The organism is Fodinicola feengrottensis (assembly GCF_010993775.1).
In the GTDB taxonomy this organism is placed as follows: domain Bacteria; phylum Actinomycetota; class Actinomycetes; order Mycobacteriales; family HKI-0501; genus Fodinicola; species Fodinicola feengrottensis.
In genome coordinates this window covers 1-23715 of record NZ_WOTO01000045.1, presented here as the reverse complement: position 1 = coordinate 23715, position 23715 = coordinate 1, and the positions used below count along the sequence as shown (strand labels likewise).

Genomic DNA, 23715 nt, shown 5'->3' with positions numbered 1-23715 from the left:
GCTCAGCCTCCGCCGATGGACGGGAACTTCAGGTTGCCGGTGACCCATGCCCTGATGGCCAGTGCGATCAGGAGGGCGGTGCCGGCACCGATGACGGTCAGGATGGCCGTTTGGGTGGTGTCGCCGGCCTCTGGGTCGCGGGCTCGGAGCGTGGTGATCCAGGCCAGCACGGCAGCCTGCGCCCATGCGAGCGCGGCGGCGCATCGCGCCCTGGTTTTCCTCAGAAATGTGGTGGTCATGGCTCAATCCCGTTTCTTCCGCTGTCGCCCGTGGCTGCGCCGATTCGTCGTAGAGCCTGCCTTCGGGCGCCGGACGCGGGCGGTTGGTCGTCACTGGTCATGGTGAGATCCCGGTGGTGGTGAACTGGGTGAGGGCGGGATAGATCGCCAGCGCGAGGACCCAGATGGTCATGATCGAGGCGGGGACCCAGATGCGTTCGGTGGCGGCCGTGACCCGTTCTTTGGCCGCCGCGCGGCGGGTCCGCCGCAGGGTCGCGGCCTGGTCGCGCAGCGCGGTTTGGACGCGGGCGCCGTCGGTGGTTCCCAGTTCGAGGATCGCGGCCACGTCGATGCAGGCCAGGACCCCGGTGCGCTCACCGAGTGCGCGGATCATGCGCCATTGCGCGACGCCTTGGTTGCGGGCTTTGATCACCGCGTCCCGGATCTGGTCGGCCGACTCGCCGCGGATGTGGGCGCTGGCACGCTCGACGGACTGTTCGACACCGGCGGCGCCGCGGGTTGCCATCGCGACCAGATCCAGCCACACCGACAGTGCGTGCCGCAGACCGTCGCGCTGCCCGGTCGCTGCCGCGGTCACCTGGCGGCCGGTCCACCAGACGCCGCCGACCGCGGCGATACCGGCTACCGCGGCGGTGACGAGCAGGGGTGCCGCGGCCAGGACACACAGGACGGCCGCGCCGAGCGCGCACCCGGCAGCCGTCAGCGCGCAGCGGCCCCCAGGTGCGTACGGACAGGCCGCCTCAGCAGTCGTAAGTCCGCTCTCACGGCCGGACCGAGCAGCCGCAGACTGGTGGCGAATCGCGTCAACCAGCCGTCGTCGTCCCACCAGCCGCGGGTCGGTGCGGTAGTGCCGGTCGCCGCGGCGATCACGTCAACCAGCGGCGGACGGCGCCGCCACACACCCCGCACAACCAGCAGGACACCCACCCCGATCAGTGCCCCGTACCCACACGCGACCACGATCGCGGTTGTCGCGGTCGGGACCTGTCCCGCCCACCGCGGCGGCTAGGAGGGGGATAGCTGGGACGCCGAGAGCCTGCGACCAGGCGACCATCGGCGTCACCTCGTCCAGTCGCCGCGCCGCGCGCTGACCGCCGGACCCTGGGGTGGGCCCGCTGACCAGGATGCGTGGCTCGTCGGGGATGTCGGCGACCCGGCGAATCCACCACAGACACGCCGCGTAACCGGCGGCGATCACCACCAACGCCAGCTGTCCGGCAACGCTGCGGTAGGCGGTGAGGTAGCTGGGGAACGCGAACAGCATGATCGCGACCATCGCCGCCGACGAGCCCAACACCACCCGCACCGCTGTGCGGGCGCGGGCCCGGTTCGCGTGGGTGTCCCGGCGCAGGTCGGCGTCATCGCGGGCGACGACACGGATCTCCTCCAGACAGTCCGCCAGCCCGTCGGCGTGCTGAGCTGCCATACCCAGCGCGATCATCACCAGATCACCGGTCGCGTCGTCCAGATCGGTTTGGGCGTGCCGCAGCGCCTCCTGCGTACGTTGACCGGCACGCAGTCGGGCAGCCAGGCGGCGTACGACCGGGGCGATCGCGGCCGGCGCGAGCGGCGCGGACCGCACCAGCGCCTGCTGCAGGCCGCTGGCCGCGCGGACCGAGCCGACCAGGTGTCCCGTCCACGTCGCGATCGCGTCCGACCGTGTGACCCGCTCCTCGTGCTGGCGGGTGCCGCCGACCATCAGCGGCCAGAACCACACGGTCAGTGCCGCCAACGGGCCGGCGACCGGCCAGCCGGTGATCAGCCACCCGGCCACCGCCGCTCCGACCGCCGCGACAACCGACCAGCGGCCCCGCGCTCCCCTACCGGCACCCGGTTGGCCATCGACGGCACCAGGGGCGAGGTCGTCATCGTCGCCGGGCGCTTCGACCGTCTCGCGCGGGCGCCGAGCCAGCGCGACCAACACCAGCAGCGCGCCGATCCCGACGACCGCGCCACAAGCCACCACCAGCCACGTCGTCACCGAACCGGAAAGCTGGTCGCCGCCCATATCCGGTCACCGCCCCGGCACAGCGAGCGTCCGCGGGTCGAACCCGGCCTCGACCAGTTCGTCATAGGTTTGCTGCGACGGCGGGTACGCCGGACAGGCCCGGCGGTCCGGACCGGGAGCGAACAGCTCGTTGGAGACCACCTGTCCGGCCTCGTCCACGCCGGTGACCTCCCTGATGGAGGACACCACCCGCCGCCGAGGGGATCCACTGGTGAACGCCAGGTGCACCACCAACGGCGCCGCGGTACCGGTCAACATCACCGCGGTAGGTGCCATCGCCCCGCCCGCGGGCCCGAGCTGGGCGTAGACCACCAGCCGGGTCAGGGCGTCCTGACTGGTGCGGGCATGGATGGTGCCGATTGATCCGTCCCATCCCTGGCTCATCGCCAGGAGCATCGACACCACCTCAAAACCTCTCGCCTCGCCGACCAGCAGGCGGTCGATGTGCATGCGCAGGCCCCAGCGCAGCAACTCCTGGATCTCGACCGCGGCCACGCCCTCGGCGGTCGAGTCGCGAGCCTGGAACGCGATCGCGTCCGGATGCCGTTCCTCGTCCAGGTCGAGGTCGAGTTCGAAGACGTCCTCGATGACGCCGAGCCGATCGTCCGGCGACATCTCCGCGGTCAGTGCGCGCACGAAGGTTGTCTTGCCGACCGCCTGGCCGCCGGACACGAGAATGTTCTTCCGGCCGCGCACCGCCGCCGCGAGCAGGCTGCGGATACACGCGTCGACAGTGCCCAAAGCTTGCAGGTCCGCCAGAGTGGTGTTCAACAGCCGGAAACACCGGATCGCCACCGATGGACGACGCGCCACCCAGCCGACCGCTTCCAGCCGCTGCCCGGCGGGAAGCTGCAGCCGCAGCTCCGGGGACGAGGGGTCCCAGCGCCGCTCCTCACCGCCGTCGCGGCCAGCTCGTGCCGCCGCCTCCTGTATCAGCGCGATCAGGTCGGCGTCGCTGTCCGCGACTGGCGCCCCGGGCCTTGCTGCCGTCGGCGTACCTGAGCCACACGTTGTCGTAGCCGTTCGCGCTGATGTTCTCCACCCGCGGATCGGCCATGTACTTCTCGAACTCACCCAATCCCAGCAGCCGGTCACGGACCGCGCGCTTGGCCGCCTCCTCCGTTGCGTGGCTCATCGCCGAGGTGCCGGCCCGCATCGCCCGCCGTACTTCCACCTCGCACGCTTGCGGCAACAGCTCAGTGACCAGCTTCAAGCGGTCCTGTTCGGACAACGCCTCTCCGGTCTCGTCCGTGCGCTCGCTGATCCGCTCGGACACCCAGGCCCGCATCCGTCCGGTCACCTCCGGCGGCGCCACCTGAGTAGACGCGCTCAGTGGGACGACGGCGCGGCCGACAGCGCCCGCACGCGGATCTCCGTGCCCGCCGGAGACCTCGGTGACCGCATGCCCGTTGACCGCAGGTTGCTCCCCACCGAACCCCGGTGGGAGCGCGGTCGGGCCAGTCACGGCGTCTTCCACATCAACGGCACCTCACCAGTCGCGCCCGCCACGGACGGCGGCGCCGAAGAAATCGGGATAAAGGGAGCCTGTGCGGTGGGCAGACTATGAACTGGTGGATCCGGATACGGGGATGCATAGGGTGCGTGCGACGGCACAGCGTCCAATGCCGATCCCTGCGGCGCCACCGATGCGACCACCGCACCGGCGGCCTGCGGTTCCCGCGCTGCCGTCGGTTGAACGACGTACTTGGCTGCGAGGTCATCGGAGATGCCACGGACCAACTGGCGTACCGCGCGACCAAGCCGCGTACGCACGAGGGTGTTGGGGCCATTCGGGCGCAGCAGTACCACCCCGCGCGGATCATGCGGGATCATTCCAGCGACAGGGCAGGCGACAGCATCGGCGATCTCCCTCGCCCCGTACGGGCCGTCGTCGATCACCAACAGGCGAAGCCGACTACCGGCCGCGCTGAGAAGGTCTTCTCGCAGTGCGTCGACGTGGCTGAGCGCATCGGCCCGCGCCGCGGTCACCAGCAGGACCAGGTCGGCTTCCCGTAGCAGCTGCCAGGACGACTGGCCGGACTCGACGCCAGCGGCCTGTGGTCGTGTGGTGTCGCGACGGAGGTCCGGAGCCTGGAGACGTCCCAAGTCCGTGATGACCGCCGCATCGCGGGTAAGCGCGAGGACACCGCTGGCCACGGCCGCTCCGACGGCGCTGTGCGCCTCGCGCATCCCGACCGGCGCGGCAACGACCCCGATCAGGCGGCCACCGATCCGCACCGGCTGCGCGTGCGTGGACAGTCCGGCCGTCGCGACGCCGTGCCGCGTGGCTGTGGCGAGGGATGTGATGCCGTGCTCCGGGCGCAGCGTCAATCGCGGTACCAGATCACCACCGGAAGCATCGGCCTCGACCAGCAGTACGTCCTGGTCAGCCGGCCAGAGGGCGGCCACCGCCAGCGCCGCCGAGGTGACTCCCGGCGCGCCCGTCACCGAACAACACACACCACCAGGGCATGCCTCAGCCCCCGTCTCCGGCGACGGCGATCAGCCGAACTCCCGGCGCGGAGGCCACCAGCACCGCGCCGTCCTCGGAGGTCTGCAACTCCACGACCGCACCACCAGCCCGCCGCCGCACCACCCCCACCGTCCTGCCCGGCCGCCGGAGCACCGGGAACGGTGTCCGTCCCCGTCACCGCGATCACAGTCGCGTCGACCCGCTCCCGTGCCTGCGGGCCTGACGCGGCACCGCTCGTTGACCCGCTCGGGCCGGTCGCCGGACTCGACGCTGCAGGATCGACAGAGCCACCAGTCTGCTGCTGCGGGTCCAACAGCACCGCGACGTGATCCCCTGGCGCAATCCCCGATGGGTAGCGGCCCGCCTCGACAGCGACGCCCACCACGCCCTGACGGGCCGCCGGCCACGCGGGGGCACCGATCTGGCGGGTGGTGAACGGTGCGCCCGCCTGTACGGCCACGGCCAGCCGCGAACCGATCACGGTGGCCCGATGGCTCGCAGGAATGAGGGGAACACCGGCGTCGGTGGCGATCTGGATGATCCGCAGGTCCTCCGCCGCGATCGCGTGGCCGGCCGGGAGGTCGCGGGCCGCGGCCAACACCGGCTGCCGTTGGTTGCTCGCGCTGACCAGGATCGCCGTGCCAACCACGCCGAGCGTGATCACCAGCACGCCAACCAGCAGCCATGGCAGCTGCCGCCGCCACCCCGGGCGTCGCGGTGGCCGGCCATTAGCCTGCGGCCCGGCCGTCATCCCGACCGGGCTGTACGTCGGCCCGTCCCGTACCGCCATCGCTACGTCCCCTTCTTCCAGATCTCGACCAACCGGATGCGGCTATCCGTTCAGGACCGGTGCCTCCGACACGACCAGTCGCACCGACGCGTTGGTCGTCAACGGCGGCCCGACTCCCGACAACGTGCCGTCCGAGCTCCTCCACGTCACGCGCCACGAGACTGTCGCGGACGCAATAAAAGCTCCACCAGCGGCGGCGTTCGAGGCGTGTAGATACGTGTGCCCGCACGTAGGCGATGATCGGCGAGGATCGGTCCCCGCCCCCGCCACGGTGTACCCGGACCACGGCATGTCACCGCGACGCCGTCACCCATTCCCCATCGAGCCACCTGTGGCGTCGCGACAGCGGTCACGCTGAACCCCGGCACGGCAGCTGTCGCTGACTGAGACGACCACGACGCGGTTGTGACCCACATCCAGGTAGGTACCGAGACCAGCTGGCGAGCGGCTACCGGCGGGCTCGTCACAATTCCGAGTTTTGGCAGCCGCAGATTCGCCGCCGCCTGTGCACCCAACTGTGCTGCCACTACCGGCAGGGGTACCGGCGTCCCACCGCCTGGTCCGCCCTGACCGGCCATATTCGCCAGGCACACCGGCGGGCCGCCGGCTGCCGGTACGCACCTCACGCCATTCGTCGCACCGCCTGCGGATGATCCTGAGCCGCTGCCTCCCGACGAGCCTTGACCGGTCCGACCTCCGTGCGCCTGATCGCCTGGCGTTCCTGCCGTTACGCGACATCCGGCTGCCCCACTATCGGAACATCCAAGGCCGCCAGACCCACCCGCGTACGCAGCTCCCGACGGCAGCGCAACGAAGAGAGCGCAGATTAGAATGAGGATCGCGCGTTTCAGCATGAGCCGACTTGGTCGTCCAGGGCGAAGCTCGTCACCCGCCAGCCGCCGAGATCCTGGACTACCGCTGTTGTGCGGTGCCGACCGCCAGGTGTGTCGTCGAGTTTCCCAGTGTCCTTCCGGTATCGGAGCCATCGCGTATCGTCAAAACAGTCTCGCAAATCCACCTTCGTCGGTGCAGTCAGAGGAGCAACAGAGGTGACCACCGGGTTGGTGGCATATGTTCCGCGTGTTACCCGTCCAGAGTTCTTATCACTGGCTAATTTTTTGGTGATCACCCCAAGCGCGGGGTCGGCGGCATACTTTGCCAAGGTCGGATCCGCCGCGTTCGACGACAGGCCTGCCGCTGCAATCGCAGCCCACATGTCCCGGTAGGCGGCCAGGGCACTCCTCTCGGCCGCCTGCCGGGCCGTCTCGCGCGGGCTCGCCGGCTTTGGGTGGTCAGGCTGCGCGGGCGAGGCATTGCACCCCACGAGGACGACCACGGCAGCCGCTGCCGTCACCGTTCTGGCCATGATCTGCGCCGCCGTCACCACGCACGCCCCTCTACCGCTCCGCCGCACCCCGGGTTACCGCCTAACGATCTTGATTACACCGGTCACACATGGTGAGACAAGAACATCGGGGTCCGGACCTGCGCGTCCGGACCCCGAGGGCCGTCGGCGGGGTGCACGTGCAGCTACAGTCAGTGACGGAACCGCGCCGCGGCTCAATGCGGCGCCGAGGTGGCTAACCTGCGCGAAGGCCACAGCGCTCCGACAAGGATGCGCGATCAACAATGCGCGCTGTCATATTTTGGAACGCAATGTCGCAGGTACCCACCATGCGTGCGATCAGGAAAAAATCTTGCTGACCAGACCGACGATAATCAAATCTTCAAGAAAACCCAGAGGTCGCGGGAAGACTTTTCTGTAGAGTGGCAGATGTCGGTACAAAGCGGACGAATCTACAGTCGGAGCCGCAGGGGTGGAGCCAATCATGGACCGTGAGCGTGTTCGCGGTGTCGGAGCGATTTTGAATCGCACTTGGGCGCCGGTCATTCTTCGCGCCCTGGACAATGGTCCGCTGACCTTCACGGAGCTGATCGAGGCACTACACGACCGAGCCGAGCCACACATCTCCGAGAGAATGTGCAGCAAGACGTTGCGTGCACTACACCAGGAAGCTCTCATCGAAAGACGGCCCGGACCTGCGGCTCGAGGACATCAGTATGCCCTCACCCCACTGGGTACTGAATTCATCGAAGAGGTGGGTGGGTTCGTTGATGACTGGCTAGCGCGGCACCCGATGTTTCCTCCGTCCGCCTGACCAGCAAACTCCTGCAGTCCGGACGGCTCCGCATTCCAGTGAGATCAGTTCAGTTGCAGCCCTCTGGCTCATTGGAAGGCGACTTCCAGACGTACTCGATCGCGCCTGCCTCGTCGTGGATCACGATAGCGGCCTCCAGAATCGTGCTCACCAACCGGCGGAGTTTGCCAGGATCCGCGCCCGCCCAATGATCTCGGATCCCATCCTCGTCGAGATCGTCCTCGCCAACGGCCTGCCGAATGTCGTCGATCGTGGCCTCCAGCGCCGCTGCGACCACCCGGCCCTCGACTGTGGTGGCGTCGATCCCACCGCGACCCGCCACACAGCCGCAGGCGTACTGGCGAGGGGCCGACCCCACCACCGGAAGGAGACGCTTATCGCAGGATCCACACCGGAGCAGGGCCCAAGCCACCCAGACATTGACTGACCGTTCACCCATGACCGAATTGATTCCCTCCATCCGCTCCACCTCTGAACTTGTGGAAACATGAGCCCATTCCGTCAAAGGTCACTCCACGGCTCGCGCCGCCGCCGTGGGATCGGAGCCGGGAGCTTGCTTTATGTCGCCTTGGTGACACGAGTAGGGCAGAGATTTCAATGACAGAAGCGAGAAACAGCGGCAGTCGGTGATGGTCCAGCCCATTTACTGTGAGCACGTGCACGTCACTTTGGAGTAGCGAATAGCGAAGTACTGATCTCGGGTTCGATCTCGATCTCGATAATGTCGAGGATCGCTTGGAACGCCAGCGCCTTGCCGACGAAGTGATCAACTTTGCGCTGGTCGCCTGAGCGTCGCGCCGCCTCGACAGCTATGGTTGCATCCCTCTTCGCCTGCACAACTTGTTGTCGCACATTGAGCATTGGTCCGCTGTGGCTCGTCATATTCACCTACCTGACTGGCGTCAGCCGTGCGGCTGACGATGCGAGTCCTGCACCGATCTGGTGCCAAACGTCGCGATCCCGGCTACGGGTGATGCTGAGCCGTCCGGCGCAGCCGCGGCCAGTGGCTTTCAAGGCCGTACTTGAGGGCGTGGCTTGGTTGCCGTGGGAGGCGTCCGGCCGTTCATCCGTGCTACTCGCTCGGCGATGGCATCGGCGTCATGTCGAGAATCGCTTCCAGTTGCCGCTGGACGTCGCTGGTCTCGACATCCTCTTCTGTGGATGCCCCGCCGTCACATGGCGACCATTCGATACCGAGCTTCTTAGCTCTCCCGCGCAAATCTGATAACCATTGCCAAAAAGCTATTTGATCGGGCTCAGTGGATGGCAGCGGTGATCGTCCCTTCGCGGCAAGCTGCGTAAATACAGCCCGGACACCCTCGCCGCTCAACGGCCAGTCGAGTTCATGCGTATGCGCCACAAAAATCATCCCCCTGAGTGGACACGTTTGGATCAGGTTTGGAGGAAATCAATACGACTTCCCCCGCGCTCAACCTGACCGCCCCGCTTCATCGCTGAGCACGAATGATTTCCGCCACTGCTGCGACCTCACGGAAGTGAAGGTGGTGAGCCGGCGATGGTGAGACAGTGCTCGCAGACGCCGGGACGAGGCAGGTAAAGGAGCCTCGTTGCACCGTCGTGGCCGTGCACGGCGATAATGTCCTCGGTGCGGTCCCATTCGCTGGTTTGCCAGATACCGCTGCGAGGCCCGTTCCATTGCGTGGTGGCGCGACCGTTCGGCCACTCCACACCCCACGACACCAGGCCACGCCCTGAGACGCCGCTAATGTCATTGACGCGCCACAAATAGAACAATCGCGGTTGATCGGCTACCGTCCGCGCCGCCGACGTGACTGTAAGCGGCTGCTCGCGCGTGCCGGGCTCAGTACTCACCGCAGTTCGCTCCGTACCGCGTCATCGTCGTGTGCCGTCGCCAGATGCGCACCGCTGAACACCGGCATCTCCACGCCCACGCGCGCGGGTTCGAGGCGCACGATCACGTGCTCCCACGCGTCGTGCGCTGCCCGGTAGACGATCGGCGTCCTACACGAGGCGCACTCACCGCGCGCACCCTCGATCGGCGCTGAATCCGCCGCCGCTGTTGGTTCGGCCGGCATTGTGGCGGTCACCCCGATACCTTCCGTGTCCGGGGACGCGGCTTCGGACGGTCATCGACCGGCCGGCCGCGGCGTGCAGGTGACTGCTGAACCCATCCGTGAAGAACAAACGCGACCCGATACACGTCCTGGATCACGCCCTCGCTCGCGTTCTCGGCTGTGGTCTCAGACGGGTTCTGGGCTCGGCTGGGCGGCGAGACGCATCGTTGGAGGCGGGTGGGCACATCAATTTCGTTCACTGGCTCCGCGTTCGCGATCGTTTCGGCAATCACCGTTTACTCCTTGCTCGATGCGAAGAAGGTCATCAGCCGGTCGCGGATCAAGGCCGCGGACTGTTCTGCTGGTCGCTGGTTGCAGTCCACCCGTAGCACGTCGAATCCGGCTTGAATTAACCGCTCGGTGGCCTGCCGGTAGAAATGGACTTCGGCGTGACTGCTGCTGGGCGAGATCTGGAAGCGGTTATGCGGCCCGCGCTCCGTAAGTCGTTCGGAAATCACGTCGGGGTCGGCTTCGAGGATCACGGCTAGGTCGGGTCGGTCGGCTTCGGCGTTGATTTGCCAAAGGAACGCCGGGTCAATGCCGTCGAAGCGTTGCATGACCAGCCCTGAAGGGACATAACGGTCGGAGATGACGAAGCGGCCGGCCTCGGCGTGCGGGCGGATCTCCACCTCGAGGTGGTAATAGCGATCTGCCGCGTACAAGCAGGCGAGCGCGTGGCCGGTAATCGTCTCGGTTAAGTCACGACACATCGCACCAATCGGGCCAGTGGATGGCTCGGCGGTGATGTACACGTCTTCGCCAGCGGCGACAAGGAGTTGCGCCAGGTGGCGAACAATCGTTGATTTCCCGGCCCCGCTCGGTCCATCCACGCTGACGAACACGCCGCGCGCCGCTCCGCTCAGAAAAGGCCGGAGCTTCATGTTCGTCCCCTTCTGACGGATGGCCACGGAGTTTCTCGAGCGTTGCCGCCTTGCCCGCGCGAGCAGCACGAACAGGCGTGCCGCGACCAGCGCGTCGTAGGTGGCGCGGTGCGGCGACAGGTCATCGGGCAGACCGTCCGCGAGGCCAAAAGACTCGACCAATCTGCCAAGCCGGTAGCTGTCCCGCCCCGGCACCAAGCGGCGGGCGAGCTTGAGCGTGTCGAACACCTCAGGCGTCTGCCAGTCATCGAGCTTGCGGCTCAGAACGCCGACATCCACGTGTGCGTTGTGGGCCACCAGGGCGTCAACGTTCAGGGCGCCGAGCACGTCGTCCTTTACCGCGTCGAATACCGGCGAGTTGGCCAGGTCTTTGTTGGTCAGGCCGTGAATCCGGGTCGCGAAGTGCGTGATCTCCTCGTCCGGGAGAACCAGCCAGCTCACCGGTTCCCCGATGGCGCCGTTCACGATCGGCACGGCGGCCAGTTCCACCAGGTCGGGCGGCTGCTGGCCGTTGCCCTCCACGTCCACGACCACGTAGCTGAGGCTCGTCCAGTCAGCCATCGCGTTTGTCTTCCTTCCAGCCGATATCGGCTCGACCGTGCCGACGCTCGACGTGCGGGTGACGCACGTCGTGCACCTGAAAGCCGAGCGCATGTTGCAGGTAGTAGCGCGGCTGCTCCGTCTCCAGCCCGGACACCACGGCTGCGCGGTCGGTGATGTCCACGACCACCAGACCACGAGCCTCTGGCAGTGTGCCGGAGGCATCCCGTATCTGGCTGGGTGACGGCACCCGGTGAGCACTGGCGCACAGGTCAAGCTGACTCAGCGGGCAGATGTCGCACAGCTCTCGGATGCCGTAGTGGCCGTTGTAATCGGGCAGACCATGCGCGTACGCCACGGCACACGAGGTCTTGCGGAACAACGGCGTCGTCGTGTCGAAGGCGGCCAAGACCCGCCGCTCCAAGGTTTCCGGCACGATCTTCCGACGCGCGGTGTCCTCGTACGGCTCGGGCAGGCCGTTGGCCTTGTAGTACTCGGCGATTTGGTCGCGGTAGAACAGCAGTGAACACTGTCGCATCGGCGTGACCCGCCAGCCCGTATGCCTGGTCAAGGTGCTCGTCGGTGTCGTTCAGACCCGGCACCAGCGGACGCCAGTACAAAACCGTGCGGTACCTCCGGCGATCCGGCGCGCTCATGAGCTTCAAGGACTCAGCGGCCACGTGCGAGGGGTAGGGCTCGATGTCCTTATTGTCGATCCCGGAATAGGTGAACAGCAGCGTCACCTTGAGGTGCTTGAGTGCATTGAGCCGGTCGATGTCTGCCGCCTTCATCTGATGGCGCGTAATGACCAGGACGTGATTGGTCATCCCGCGGCCGTCGAGGTCTTCCAGCACGGCGAAGGTGTGCGGCCGAACGGCGGGAAGGAACGGGTCGGTCGCCCGGTTGAACACCTGGACCGGCGTCACATGCGGCTGGAAGTAGCGATGGTTGACCAACTCTTCGACGGCCTCCGCGTCGGTCATCAGGGCACGCGGCACCCGCTGATCCCAGAGGCCATAGGTGTGTCGGATGCAGTACGCGCAGTCCAGGGGGCAGCCCTGGATGTGGTTCAGGCTGAGTCCGCTCTTGCGGTACTCGACAACCTCGCGGGCGCGTGCGGGAAGTCGGTCGATCTGTTCCCTGCTCAGCAGGGCGACACGTGTCGTCACCTGGCTCACTCCCAGTCCCAAAAGGGGCGAACGCGATTCACCGTCCGAATGGCAGCGTAGAGCCGAAACTGACACCTGAAAAGAAAGTTTCTCAGTATTTCTAGAAATGAACAAACCATGCGGGCGCTCTAGAAATCAGTCGCCATCTTCGGATGTTTCCGGGGCAAGATCGTCTATGACGCGATTAATGAGGGTCCGCGCGCTACGCCCGTAGCTGGCGACTGCCGCGAGCTGTTTCGAAGGCGTTCCCGTACAGCTCGATCTCCTGCGGCTGACGCAGGTCAAGCGCCGCGCTGAAGGTCTCGACCAGTACCCGCTCGTTGTCGTATATCCAGAAGCCATGCCACGGCGAGGTGGCGTACTGGGTCTCGAAGCCGACGATGCCCAGCCGCACGTTCGGTAGTTGCGAAAAAGAGATCAATCGGTCGAGCTGGCCGAGCATGACGTCCGTGGGGCACAGTCGGAACCTCAACGCTGCCTCTGTCAGCACGAAGTGGAACCGCTTGTCGGTCCGATACAGGATCTCTTGGCGCCGCACGCGGGCAGCTACCGCCTCGTTGATGTCATTCGGGAGCTTCAACCGGCGGATACCTTCAGCGAACCGAGCACGGGCATATTCCGCGGTTTGGAGGAGACCAGGAAGCACTGTCGCTTCGAACACCTGGAAGAGCCGCGTCTTCTGATCCCACTCGATGTGTTCTTGTTGCCGGGGTTTCAACCCGGTACGCAGGATCCGCTGCCACTCGGCATGTTGCACCTCAAGCGTGTGCAGCGAAGCGAGCAGAGCCTCAGCCTCAACCTCGGCGTTGGTTGCGCGTGTCCATGCACTGATGTCGTCGTCGGTCGGCGTTGCCGGCCGTTCTCCAGTTTGGAGATCTTAGACGGCGGCCACGACAAAGACTCCGCGAGCTGCCGACCGTTGACGCCAGCGGCTTGGCGTAGCTCGCGGAGTCGTTTGCCAAGGGCATTCCGTGCCTCGTGGACGTTAGACGCCCCGGAGCTGCTGTTCAGTGGCAAAATCGTCCCGTCCGGTGGCATGATGCCAGGCAGCATCACGCCAGTAGCTGTGCTTCACGATCTCGTTCGCATCTTCGATGACCTCGCCACCAAGGAAGGCGCCGTTGTCGTCCAAGTGCATCCGTACCAGCTTCCGAGAATCGAAGAGCCAGTAGTCGTGGTTCGGTAGTCCTACGAACTCGGCCTTGTCCCGCTCCAGGTAACGGATATCTTCACCCGCCCCATTGGTGAACTGCGCGCACCACACACCAAAGCGGCTGTAGTCGGTGAGCGGCATCGTCACCACGCGGACACGGGCGAACCGGCGGCCCTTGGCCGTGGCCTCGCGCAACATGTCCAGCCAGCTCTGCATCCACGGCAGGTCATCCGGTTCCCCTGCGAGGAACTTGCGCAGGGACTCATTCTCGTAACTGGCGTCGTACTGATCGCGAGCTTCGAGCCGGTACGCCGTGTGCTCGAAGGAATGGAAGAGCTGCCGGAACTCCGGACCGGGCTTGATGAGGGAAGTCAGCGTTCACCCTCCTGCTCCAGGTAGCGGCGAGCGTAGAACGTCAGCACGTCTTCCGGGATCTCGATCAGGGTTTCGTGGTCGGGCACCTGCCCGATGTCCGCGAGCGCCTCGGCGTCGGTCACCTTCCAACCCTGCGCGATGTAGGTCACGCGGTCGGTGCGGTCCGTGGCGAACAGGGTGGGCGAGTTGTCTACCTGCGAGTTCGGGTCTTTGCCGAGGAACTTGGCGCGCATCTTTCCTCCTTGCTAGAAACTTTGTGAAGCATTCTCAACGATGATGTCTTATGAGCTACCTGAGGTCAACGGCGTGCGGCTGGCGGCACCGAGTCCAACCGGCGCGGCGGGTCTCCAAGTTGTCGTTCGCAATGTGACCGGCGGCGATTGGGCCGTGCTCGCTAAGCAGATCTCGAGGACGAGCTTGCTTCGGAACTCGTCGACCATCGCAGTCCCGCCGACCGGCCGCACCACGCCGCGACTCCGCCTACAGCGCTGTAGTACGGCGCTGGCGTGAAAGCACCTGCCTGACCGATGGTGGCCGGATGGTCGCGTGCGTTGAGCAACTGGAGAACCCCTACCGGTGGACTGGTAATTGGTGCGCGAGTTGCTGGAAGTGTGGCAACGGTGCCCATGCTGTGTGGTGTCGATGACGTTTGGCGCGACTGACGACGACGTTGAGAAGGTTCGGTCTGGCGGCGGCCCTAGCCTGACTCCGGTGGTCGTGCGGCCGAACCAGTCAACACGTACTCCAAGCTGCTCACCCAACCCGCGGCGGCCGATAGCACGAGTGGGGAGGTGAGCCGACAGTAAAAAGATCACTAGCGCTCACGAGCTCGACATTCGATCGCTAGCCAGAGCCGACACCGCAGGCATCCATCTCACTCGCGTACGATGCACCGCTCCAGCAAGGTGGTGAGCGACCAGCGTATGTGAGGTTCAGGCCGTGTTCATCCATCACCGCGAGCCCGACCCACCGCCGTGTTGCCGGTTCAGGAGGCGTCTTACTTAGCCCACCATGGCGCTAGTTGAGCGAGATGTTCGCAGACGGCCTCTATGTACGCATCCTCGGCTGGCCGGAGCGAGCTGAGGTCGACGATGGCGGGTGGAATGTTCATTTCCTGGTCGGAGCTGATAGGCGGAGCTATCCACGCGTCGTGCATGGCGCGGCCGGCTGTCGCGCGCAACTGCTTGGCAAGGCTGGCGTACGCCGCGCCGACGATGAGTGACTCCGCGGCAGTCCAGGCGAGGTGATAGGCAATATCGGCCTGAATTTGTCGGAGTTGCTCGGACAGTCGGACGCGTTCCTCGGCGGGCACATCGGCGCGGCGTCGGTGGATGGCATAGGGAAACTCTTTGTAGGCACTATAGGCGGCGAAGGCTTCGGCGAAGGCTGAGCGGATGCGACTGCGTTCTTCCTCGCGGCCTTTTCGTCGCGCGAGCCAGATGTTGATGCCAGCGGTGATGAGCGCGGCGAGAACCGCTCCAGACAGTACGGTCGCCAACAGCAGGTTCGTTCCAGTGGCCGGGGTGTCTGGAAGCGCCGCCCTTGGATTGCCAACGAGTCCGACGGCCTCGGCGCCGAGCGATGCCCCGTGTCCAGCGGACAGAGTGAGTAAGACGATCATGAGTCGGTCCTCACGCTGCGTTTAGCCACTCGTCGGGTGCAGCCATACCGGCTTGTAGGTGTGGGTACTCTTCTCCGGGCCACTCACCCGTACGACGCCACCACTGTTCTCGCAGCAGGTGGGCGATGACGTGTCCCAGCAGACTGGTTCCACCGTCTCTCTGGGTCCAGCGGAGACTGGAAGGGTCGTCGTCTGGATGCCACATGCACAGCGTGCCGTCCCGGTATCGGTGGGGAGAATCGGCAGGGCCGGTGGTATAGACGGATGGAGCGAGCGGCGCAAGAGGGCTGAAGACGATGGTGATGGTCTGTTCAGGCAGGTGATCGACTCGTAGCTCGACGGCGAGCGCGAATCCGCCCCGATGGTGCCGCGGTGGGCGTACCGGGCGGACAGACAAAGTAGTGGCTGCGAGTTGCCTCTGGAAGAGGATGCGCGCCGCCGGCGCGGCGTACCAAGCCTGCGGCCGCCACCTGATGCCTCCTCGACTCACCGGTCGTACCGTGATTCACCGTATGCGCGGGTCGGTCGCACGACCGCCGACGTGCCGGCGAGGCCTAGCAACGCGGTCGAGATCGGTTTGTTCCTCCGTAGGGCGGCTACCGCCCGCTCAACACCAACAGCGGCCGGGTCGTCAAGATACTTGAAGAAGACCTTCGACAAGCCAGAACTGACCGCGTCACGGTCATCGTCGTGCCTAAGCGCCATGGCTAGCCCATCAGCTGCGACGCGCAGACGCTTGACGGCCACATTGCGCGATTGAAGGAGACGAACGTTTGGTGACACCCCGGCCGGATCTGTCGTCGCGGCACCGGAACTGACCCGCTCGGCGGCGTCGGACAGTACCGTGCTGAAAGCGCGGGCCAAGCCGGTGCCGCTCTGCACAAACTCCCAGGCCCACACGGTCAAATTATGTGATGAGAAGGCTGGGCTCGCATACTGCTTGTTCCATGCCTTCAGCAAGCGGATCACGCGTCGGCGAGTGCGCCGAAGCGACTGGCCTCCCTGAAATGAACAGCTCAATGTGCCGCTCTGGATCGGATGCCTCCCAACGATTGGTATTCAAGTTCGGAATCCATAGGCCCGTTCCGTCCTTGCGGGTGAGAGCAAGGACGAGGTCGACTGTGGGGTCCTGGCCGTCGACCGGCTCGCCGAAGGAAATTTTCGGCCCGCGCTTGGACTTGCCGCATCGAGCACCTGGGGACCTCTCTCGGATCTCGGGGCCGAGATGGGAACATAAATCTGGAATGATCGTCTGAGGTGTTTCGCCGTCTCCATCCGGACCGAGTTTCGGGTAATACCGTCGATCTAGCACCAAACCACCATCGCCGTCACCGACCGGGTGGATGAAGGTGTGTTGCGGCAGGGAGCCGCTAGCATATGTTCGGTTCGCGCCTGGGAATCGGAGCGCGATCTTACGAGTGAGTTCGAGTCGTTGGCGGGCTTCGGCCACCGCCTCAGGGTGAGCGTCGATCTGGGCTCGCACGTAATTGAGGATGTCCTCGGTGTGGCTGGTCATATGGTTCGCCTTCGGATGTCAGGGCTGGAGGTCGCCCGCTATGGCGCGCATCAAAATGCTGCGCGGAGCGACCTTTTCAACCGCTCACTACAGACTGACGACATACCTGCGTGATTGTCCGGTCTTGGCGCGACCGTAAGTCATCCGTAGTTTCAAGCACAATCGAGGCAGGCTAAGCTGCTGCCCTCGAAACGAGTCGGCGCCAGTACAAGGAAACAGCTGTTGCATCGACGGTCATTTTGCATACGGGTTGTCGTACATCCGCAATGGCCATCCTGACATTCCGGCTGCCGGCAGGTGACACACGGCGGACCAGCCACCTTGAAGCCCTCGTCGCAGGTCGCGCAGGTCCACCAACGCGGGGATCCTGGCGTACCGGAGAACGGCCGAGAGGGGGCGAAGGAGTGCCAGCCGGCATTGTCCAACGCCAACACAGCAATCAAATACTGGACGTCACACCAGACCGCGTCCCCGTACAAGTCGTCGCTGGTACTCCCGTTGCGATACGACACGAACGTGCGGTCGCGGCGCGCTGTTCGGCCGCTGAGCAGAGCGGCCTCGATCAGCGGTGTGCCGGACTGATCCGAGCGGCGCGCGGGAGGGACAAAGGTCCGCGCTGCGGCAAACAACACGGTCCCGCGACCATCGAGGAGAACGACGGCGCCGGCTCCGGCGAGTCGTTGCGCGGCCCACACACAGCATGCTTCTCGGGATGCTTGCGTGCGGCTGAAGATCTCAACTACGTCCTGTGCGGTGGGCCCACGCGCGCCAATCAGCCCTCGTAGTTCTTCGTCCGCGAGTAGTACATGCGCAGCGAAGGCATCACACGCTTCCTCCTGGAACTGATTCGGATCCGAATACTCAAATGTGCGCTCCCCAAGCAACGGGTCTGTTTGTTGGAGATGATGCCCGAGCTCATGCAGGGCTGTGAAGCCTCGGCGGCGGTGCGACGCGGCGCGGCCAACGCGCAGGGTCGGCGGTGGCGGCGCCGGGTGGTAACTACCCGCGACGGAACAGCGGTCTTCCCCAACCGACTCGTCCACCATCTCCACGCAGACGTCAGGCCAGGTTTCTAGTTCGCTGACTGCCGCATACCGCAGACGGCTAGTAACGCCCGGCCGGTCACGCTCAAGGAAAGCCAGCATCGCCTCTGCTTGTGTCTGGGCCTCCAGGGTGTATTGGCCAACACTACGAGTCCTCATCGGCGCGACCGACTCGATGCTCCACCACATGCCGAAGGCGAGCTCCCCAATCTGGTGCCTGCCCTCCGGTTTGCCGCGCGGCCATCACGAACGCCCCATATCCTGCTTCGATCCTCACAGCGGCTTCGTCGACACCTGATTGGTCGGCCCACGTCTTCCAGACCGATCTCCATCGAGGGTGGTCGATCTCTGCCACTAGCCCAGAAGGGAGCGGCAGCACGGCTTCCGCGACTTTCTGGGCTGACAGGCCTGTCACATCAGCGACTGATCCAACCATGGCCGGCGTCAAAGGCTTCTTGCCGCCCAGAAGAGCCATCACCTCGTGCTGAGGGATTCCAAGCGCTGTAACCAAACTCGCGAGATCGAGTGATTTGCCGAGCAACCGACCCAAGGGGACCGCCGGCCGATCGCTAATTGCTATGGGAAGTGCCGGCGCATTCCGGAGATATACAAGGTCATCTTCCAAGTCAGCGCGCGCGAAACGCTGCGGCCGGATCCAACGGTGAGTGAGTACCTTCACCGCGCCGCGTACCCGCTGGAGGCACCTGGTCAGGCGATTTCCAGATGGCGGCTGTCCACCGGACAATGTCAATAGACCAGATATCGATCGGGCGTTCCAGGACGCGTAACGGCAGAGGCCCGAGCTGGTCAACCCAAAGGGTGGATTCAACGCCAAACACTGCCGAGCCCCTATCCAACACCAAGCAGTTGTCGTCCTCGACAGGCGGATCAACCGTCACTGGCGCTCCCATCACCCCGTCCTCACAGAGAGCCACGACAAGAACGAGAAGGCTGATGTCGCCCCAGTTTGACCGCCATACCTGGCCGACCTCGATCTTCAACTCGTTGGGTTCGCCGAAGCGGCGCCGGAGCCCTTCGCGCGTCAATGCCTGCGGTCCTCGGGCCTGGCGTGTGAGGTCAAGAAGCCGCTGCGACATGGGGCGGTCACTCATGATGTCCTCCCGCAATCGTCAACCAGGTAAGTTGACGTTTCAGTTTCAGCTTGACGACGCAGCTCCGGACTCGTCCGGCGTCTACGTACAGCATGCTCATTTCACTTCGATGACACCACACAACCGGATCACCTCCAGCCCCACTGCGCGCACGTCATCGCCCTCCCCCACGAGTTCAGCCAGCCTCTCTTTAAGACACCTCATCTGGTGATATGCCTGGCTTCGCCCGCAGCCGACAAGCCGCCGCACCTCCTCGGCATTCTCCAGGTGCGGCACGAGCAGACGCTGTAACGGCGACAGCATGCCCACGATGGAAAGAGCGGTCGCGGCGGCATCTGCCTCATCCTCGGCAGCGATAAGTTGTTCCTCCGGAGAGAGGACATCTGCGGTCAACTCGCCAACTGATTCATCGGTCAGAGACATCTCGATCGGGTCCAGAACCACCGGAAACCGCCGAGCGAACACGACCGTCAGCTGCCCGATCTCCAAGCTTCCAGATGCCGCAGAGAGGACTGCGACGGCAACAGACCCTAATGACGCTCGGTCCGCAACCGGTGCTCGGGACTCGCCCGACCACTTCGGAATCCGCACACTGCGCACCATCCGCGCTGCGACAACAAGATCATCGGTCCTTCCGGACCACGGTGGGTCCGACGTGCCCACCATCCGCCATCGTCCGGCACCCGGCTCATGAGCCGGAACCTTCTCAATGCGGTCGTCCTTCGACAACACATCCTCGAGAGTTCGCCGCAACGATCCGAGACGTGACTTACGTGCCCGATCGATCAGCCAATGTCGGATCGACACACGTAAGTATCTGCCCAGCGCAGCGTCGTCGCTGACTTGCGCCAGCAGCGTGGCCACAAGGCCGTCCAGACGTTCGACGAGAAAGCTGTGGAGCAGGTCCTCCCTGACCGCCGGCTGCCACCCGCCTGGTGGCCGGAGCACGGGAAATCGCTGAACCTCCTGCCAAACCAGCTGATCAATCAACCCAACTGATATCGGGCCGAGGTATCCGAGGTCGTGTAGCTCTCTCTCATAAGCGGTGATGGGATACCCCCTCAGCAGGCGCCTAGAATACGTCGAGTGTGTTCCCGATCATGACCAATCAGCGTCGATCGAACTGACTGGCCGATGACACTCCAGTCGTTCGGCCACGAGGCCAGAGGCTGATGCCCTTGTTCGCCAAGGGTGGCTGCCGGCGACGAGGCGCTGGCCAGCAGGAGCCCAGAGCGGAAGACGAACTGGGCCTCCTGTTGCCCAGAGTGACAGCCTCAGGATGGTTTCTCAACGCGGCGCGCAGCCAACAACGACCGACCACGCCGAGCGCCGACGCGGGTTCGAACACCTCTGGGCACGCTCTGGGCACGCAACTTGATCAACATGCAGACTCATGCACGCTTTTAGCACCTCGAACGAAGATCACGAAATGACGAAACCCCAGCCCACAACGTACGAGCCAGGGTTCGATGCGATAGACGTGCGCAGCAACGTTCAAGCCACAAGCAACGTATTACGAGTGCGTCGCTCTGGCCAACTGAGCTAAGGCGGCGTGGTACCAGGTGCTGTCGAGGAGTCTACGTGAGTGCCAGTCTGTGCAGCCTGCGCGGGTCGGGGTGGCTCTCTCAAGTCAACTGCCTGTGTCAGCCCGTACCAGGCTGTATCGCCTGGTTATAGATCCTCTGGGCACACACTGGGCACACAATCCGAGGTCCCCCACTCCTGGAGATCGTGACTCTGAGTCACGGTGGAGCGGGGAGACTGATTTGCGTCGAGCCTCAGTGCCACACTTGAGGGGTCCTCTTGGCCACTGTGAGGATCATGCCGCCAGAGCCGAGATCGACTGTTGTTGATGTCCGCGATCTAGTTCCGCGCAGTCGATCCCGAGTCTCTCCTGGGAGGCGTTGCGTCGTTGCGGAGATCGTGGCCGGCGATCGTGCCGATGACGCGGTTCGGTAGACCTTGCCGGCTCGGGCGTGCGCCTCTGTCCGGGAGAGCAGGTTCCCGACCTCATCCAGAACAACTGCGTCGGCGGCTGATGGGGTAAGTGCCACCGCTGCGGAGCAGAACTGAGCCCGCAGGGTGCGTATGCGGCTGATTGGTGGCGAGACGGAAACCCAGCTCGTGTTGACGTTACGGTCTAATCGACGTCCTCGAAATACTGGGCCACGTCGTAGTTCGCGATCAGGTGAGCCAAGCCGACAGGTGTTTGTCCGGAGGCATTTTCTTTACGGGGGTCCGCTCCAGCTTTACGGAGCAGGTCTATCATCTCGCCGCGGCCTTGCGACGAAAAGACGGCGACGCCCAGTGGTGTGTTCCCGAATTTATTGACGGCATCTACCGATGCTCCACGGTCCAGAAGGACAACAGCGACGGGCACGTTTTGCTGCTGAGCCGCTAGGTGCAGTGGACTGAACCCGTCCCTGTCCTGCAGGTTGGGATCCTCGCCTGCGTCGAGCAGAATAGCGGCGTCCGCAGAGCTCCCGGTAAGGGCGCAATAGTGCAGTTCGGAGCGGCCTTGCCGATCAGTCACGTCAACTCCTATGGCTGTTCATACTTATGGCTCATATTATTGTACGGATCTTCGATCCAGTAGTGGCTCGGGTCGTTCTCGAACTCTATGAACTGACTACGTGACCAGTTGTTCGCCCGCGCCATGTCTCGATTGCGCCAGTATTCAAAGCCGGGCCGATGACCAAAGTGAAACGGGCCGTCCGCGGGAATGATTTGAAATGTATTTGGATCGATATAGTTACCGTCGGCATCTTTTGGGTGGGCGTCGAGGATAGCCTGTTTTGTCGAGTTACGCAGGGTTACTCGATCATACCTTGAGTCGGCCGCGCCGGATGCGTCAGCTGTTGAGACGAAGTGTCCGCCGGCGTCACGGATAGAGCCATCGCCTGAATAGTAGTAGGTTCCATCACCCAAATCGTAGCGTTTCGTCACCACTGGTTGACCCGAGGATGGTTGACCACCGGACGGGGAGGCGTACGCAACTGGACCTACAACTGGAACCCGTCCGTCAGGTGGTTTCAGGCGGGAGCGATCACCTGGTCCACCGGTGCCGATGGGACCTTTGGGTGGAACAAGTTGGGCGGTGGGATCCGGTGGCGACTGAGGGGTGTTCGGGCTGGTGAGGGTGTAGCAGGTTGCGTTGCAGGTGGTTGTCTTGGTGGGGTCGGTGGTGGTGCCGGCTTGGTTTTGGAGTTGTTCGCTGCCGGGGAGCAGTTTGATGGTTTGGCCGCGTGTGTTGGGTGCTTCGGTCAGGGGCGCGCGGGTGATTGATGTGGCGAGGTTTTTGAGGAGTTGCCATTCGTTGATCAGCCACTGCGGCGGGGGTGGTGGTGGGCCGTGAGGGGCGCCGCCGCTTCCGCCGTTGCCGAATCCGCCCCAGGCGCCTCCTCCGTAGCCGCCCGGAGGATCGCCGAAGGTCGTGCGTCGTGGGCCGTGGTCGAAGTCGAGCACGCTGTAGTCGTAGCCATTGCAGGGGTCGCACTCAGGGCCGTAGGCAGCCTCTGCTGGGAATGCGAAGAACCACCCTATGGCAGCAATGCCGATGATGGCCCCGCCAACGAGCAGGCCACCGACTCCGAGCGCGGCGCCGCCAACTTCGGCAGCGCCCCCGGCAAGGTCAGCTTCCCAGGCTGCGAAGTCTGATTCCGCCCCATCAATGATGCATTGGATGCCGCAATGGCCTGTGGGGTCGGAGCCGTTCAGCGGGCTGGCGTCGCCGTATGTGTAGCGGTTGGTGGAGTTTGTGGTGGGATTGAGGGTCCAGGTGTCACGGCTGGTGAAGCCGCCGGAGGTGGGGTCGTACCAGCGGGAGGCGGTGTTGAGGAGGCCGTCGGCGGACCAGCTGGACTGGTAGCCGACCGCGGGTGTGGTGCCGGAGTTGGCGGTGGCGACGCCGAAGGGGTCGAAATTGGTGCTGCCGGTGAGGGATCCGGTGGCTGGGTCGATCGCACCTGTGATGTCGGTGTGTTGGTCGGCCAGTAGCAGTCGGCCGGTGGTGCCGGGGCGGTCGCTGATGGGGTTTCCGCCGGGGTCGCGGTTGACGGTGGACGTTCCGCCGCTGGCGGTCGGCAAGGTGACGGGGGTGTTGGTCGGGTCGTCGTAGCCGACGAGCGCGTTGTTGACTGTCGCCGCTCGGTTCAGGCTGTCGTACGTGACTGCTGTGGTGTTGGTGTTCGCGCCGCCGCCGGTGTCGGTGATGGAGGTCAGTCGTTCGAACGCGTCGGTGGTGTAGCTGGTGGTCGGGGATCCGGTGCCGCTGGTGGACATGCTGGCGCGGGTGCCGCGGGCGGTGTAGCTGTAAGTGGTTCCATCGGATGTGGACGTGAGTTCGTTGCGCGCGTCGTAGGCGGCTGTCGTTGACGTGGTTTGGGACGCGGTGTGCGAGCGACCGCGGTGCGGTTGCGGCGTCGTCCAGACGTGGTTGTTGCGGTGGCCCTCCCCGGTGGTCGAGCCGGTGATGCGGTGGAGGGACATCCGGCGTGGACCTGGCGGGTCAGACGGACACCTGTGATGTCGGTGTGTTGGT

General features: G+C 64.8%; 26 protein-coding genes and 1 pseudogene. 3 read left to right on the top strand and 24 right to left on the bottom strand.

The annotated features are described in order from the left end of the window. Nucleotides 1–2 precede the first annotated feature (2 nt). The 8 genes from GNX96_RS33505 to GNX96_RS33470 all read right to left on the bottom strand — a co-directional run bounded on the left by GNX96_RS33505 (nt 3) and on the right by GNX96_RS33470 (nt 6897). The gene (locus GNX96_RS33505; protein WP_163571946.1) at nt 3–239 is read right to left on the bottom strand and encodes a hypothetical protein; all 237 of its coding nucleotides are present in this window, start codon (nt 237–239) and stop codon (nt 3–5) included. 97 nt (nt 240–336) lie between these two features. Beyond that, nucleotides 337–1065: a hypothetical protein gene (locus GNX96_RS33500; RefSeq protein ID WP_163571945.1), complete on the bottom strand. Its 729-nt coding sequence runs from the start codon at nt 1063–1065 to the stop codon at nt 337–339. A gap of 45 nt (nt 1066–1110) precedes the next feature. Further along, nucleotides 1111–2247 (bottom strand): type II secretion system F family protein, encoded by a 1137-nt coding sequence (locus GNX96_RS33495; RefSeq protein WP_163571944.1) that lies wholly within the window; start codon nt 2245–2247, stop codon nt 1111–1113. A 6-nt stretch (nt 2248–2253) separates the two neighbouring features. After that, nucleotides 2254–3060, bottom strand: coding sequence for a CpaF/VirB11 family protein (locus GNX96_RS33490; protein WP_163571943.1), 807 nt, complete (start codon nt 3058–3060; stop codon nt 2254–2256). Between the two features lie 79 nt (nt 3061–3139). After that, on the bottom strand, nt 3140–3712 hold the full coding sequence (locus GNX96_RS33485) for a hypothetical protein (protein WP_163571942.1): 573 nt from the start codon (nt 3710–3712) through the stop codon (nt 3140–3142). Then, nucleotides 3709–4695, bottom strand: a complete 987-nt coding sequence (locus tag GNX96_RS33480; protein ID WP_163571941.1) for a MinD/ParA family ATP-binding protein — start codon at nt 4693–4695, stop codon at nt 3709–3711. The genes GNX96_RS33485 and GNX96_RS33480 overlap by 4 nt, the downstream gene beginning before the upstream one ends. Then, the gene (locus tag GNX96_RS33475) at nt 4692–5510 is read right to left on the bottom strand and encodes an SAF domain-containing protein (protein WP_163571940.1); all 819 of its coding nucleotides are present in this window, start codon (nt 5508–5510) and stop codon (nt 4692–4694) included. Before GNX96_RS33475 ends, GNX96_RS33480 begins: the two co-directional genes overlap by 4 nt. Before the next feature lie 847 nt (nt 5511–6357). Then, nucleotides 6358–6897, bottom strand: coding sequence for a hypothetical protein (locus GNX96_RS33470; protein ID WP_163571939.1), 540 nt, complete (start codon nt 6895–6897; stop codon nt 6358–6360). 442 nt (nt 6898–7339) lie between these two features. Here GNX96_RS33470 and GNX96_RS65440 point away from each other — a divergent pair, with 442 nt between their 5' ends. Then, entirely contained in the window at nt 7340–7669 is a 330-nt protein-coding gene (locus tag GNX96_RS65440; RefSeq protein ID WP_163571938.1) for a winged helix-turn-helix transcriptional regulator, read from the top strand. Between the two features lie 49 nt (nt 7670–7718). Here GNX96_RS65440 and GNX96_RS33460 read toward each other — a convergent pair whose 3' ends face one another. From GNX96_RS33460 to GNX96_RS57150, 6 genes are all read right to left on the bottom strand, one after another. Beyond that, complete coding sequence (locus GNX96_RS33460; protein ID WP_279582159.1) at nt 7719–8027, bottom strand: hypothetical protein; 309 nt, start codon at nt 8025–8027, stop codon at nt 7719–7721. Nucleotides 8028–8332: 305 nt separating this feature from the next. Continuing rightward, entirely contained in the window at nt 8333–8551 is a 219-nt protein-coding gene (locus GNX96_RS33455; protein ID WP_163571936.1) for a hypothetical protein, read from the bottom strand. A gap of 190 nt (nt 8552–8741) precedes the next feature. Further along, on the bottom strand, nt 8742–9038 hold the full coding sequence (locus GNX96_RS33450; RefSeq protein ID WP_163571935.1) for a hypothetical protein: 297 nt from the start codon (nt 9036–9038) through the stop codon (nt 8742–8744). Between the two features lie 460 nt (nt 9039–9498). Further along, nucleotides 9499–9738, bottom strand: coding sequence for a hypothetical protein (locus GNX96_RS33445; protein ID WP_163571934.1), 240 nt, complete (start codon nt 9736–9738; stop codon nt 9499–9501). Between the two features lie 263 nt (nt 9739–10001). Further along, entirely contained in the window at nt 10002–11207 is a 1206-nt protein-coding gene (tmk, locus tag GNX96_RS57155) for a dTMP kinase (protein WP_279582158.1), read from the bottom strand. Further along, nucleotides 11200–11724 carry a hypothetical protein gene (locus tag GNX96_RS57150; RefSeq protein WP_279582157.1) on the bottom strand — a complete coding sequence of 175 codons (525 nt, stop codon included), beginning with the start codon at nt 11722–11724 and terminating at the stop codon, nt 11200–11202. The genes tmk and GNX96_RS57150 overlap by 8 nt, the downstream gene beginning before the upstream one ends. A 4-nt stretch (nt 11725–11728) precedes the next feature. Between GNX96_RS57150 and GNX96_RS57145 the strand changes: the two genes are divergently transcribed. Then, nucleotides 11729–12415: a hypothetical protein gene (locus GNX96_RS57145; protein ID WP_279582156.1), complete on the top strand. Its 687-nt coding sequence runs from the start codon at nt 11729–11731 to the stop codon at nt 12413–12415. A gap of 142 nt (nt 12416–12557) precedes the next feature. Here the strand turns inward: GNX96_RS57145 and GNX96_RS57140 are convergent, their stop codons facing one another. From GNX96_RS57140 to GNX96_RS57135, 6 genes are all read right to left on the bottom strand, one after another. Beyond that, nucleotides 12558–13112: a DUF5753 domain-containing protein gene (locus GNX96_RS57140; RefSeq protein WP_279582155.1), complete on the bottom strand. Its 555-nt coding sequence runs from the start codon at nt 13110–13112 to the stop codon at nt 12558–12560. Then, nucleotides 13070–13393, bottom strand: coding sequence for a helix-turn-helix domain-containing protein (locus GNX96_RS65435; RefSeq protein WP_390624202.1), 324 nt, complete (start codon nt 13391–13393; stop codon nt 13070–13072). The genes GNX96_RS57140 and GNX96_RS65435 overlap by 43 nt, the downstream gene beginning before the upstream one ends. Next, entirely contained in the window at nt 13341–13871 is a 531-nt protein-coding gene (locus GNX96_RS33420) for a DUF6879 family protein (RefSeq protein WP_344306715.1), read from the bottom strand. The genes GNX96_RS65435 and GNX96_RS33420 overlap by 53 nt, the downstream gene beginning before the upstream one ends. 8 nt (nt 13872–13879) lie before the next feature. Then, nucleotides 13880–14116, bottom strand: coding sequence for a hypothetical protein (locus GNX96_RS33415; RefSeq protein ID WP_163571932.1), 237 nt, complete (start codon nt 14114–14116; stop codon nt 13880–13882). 764 nt (nt 14117–14880) lie between these two features. Then, entirely contained in the window at nt 14881–15381 is a 501-nt protein-coding gene (locus GNX96_RS33410) for a hypothetical protein (protein ID WP_163571931.1), read from the bottom strand. A 609-nt stretch (nt 15382–15990) separates the two neighbouring features. Further along, a complete protein-coding gene (locus tag GNX96_RS57135) occupies nt 15991–16473 on the bottom strand; it encodes a hypothetical protein (RefSeq protein ID WP_279582153.1) in 483 nt (160 codons plus the stop codon). An 868-nt stretch (nt 16474–17341) separates the two neighbouring features. Here GNX96_RS57135 and GNX96_RS57130 point away from each other — a divergent pair. Next, nucleotides 17342–17602 (top strand): hypothetical protein, encoded by a 261-nt coding sequence (locus tag GNX96_RS57130; RefSeq protein WP_279582152.1) that lies wholly within the window; start codon nt 17342–17344, stop codon nt 17600–17602. 125 nt (nt 17603–17727) lie between these two features. Here the strand turns inward: GNX96_RS57130 and GNX96_RS65430 are convergent. The 4 genes and pseudogenes from GNX96_RS65430 to GNX96_RS33380 all read right to left on the bottom strand — a co-directional run. Next, nucleotides 17728–18066 (bottom strand): annotated as a pseudogene (locus GNX96_RS65430) (ImmA/IrrE family metallo-endopeptidase); the annotation flags it as partial. A 1205-nt stretch (nt 18067–19271) separates the two neighbouring features. Continuing rightward, nucleotides 19272–20039, bottom strand: a complete 768-nt coding sequence (locus GNX96_RS33390) for a hypothetical protein (RefSeq protein WP_163571927.1) — start codon at nt 20037–20039, stop codon at nt 19272–19274. 1276 nt (nt 20040–21315) lie between these two features. Continuing rightward, on the bottom strand, nt 21316–21708 hold the full coding sequence (locus tag GNX96_RS33385; RefSeq protein ID WP_163571926.1) for an ankyrin repeat domain-containing protein: 393 nt from the start codon (nt 21706–21708) through the stop codon (nt 21316–21318). 8 nt (nt 21709–21716) lie between these two features. Then, complete coding sequence (locus GNX96_RS33380) at nt 21717–23663, bottom strand: GH-E family nuclease (protein ID WP_163571925.1); 1947 nt, start codon at nt 23661–23663, stop codon at nt 21717–21719. Between the last annotated feature and the right edge of the window lie 52 nt (nt 23664–23715).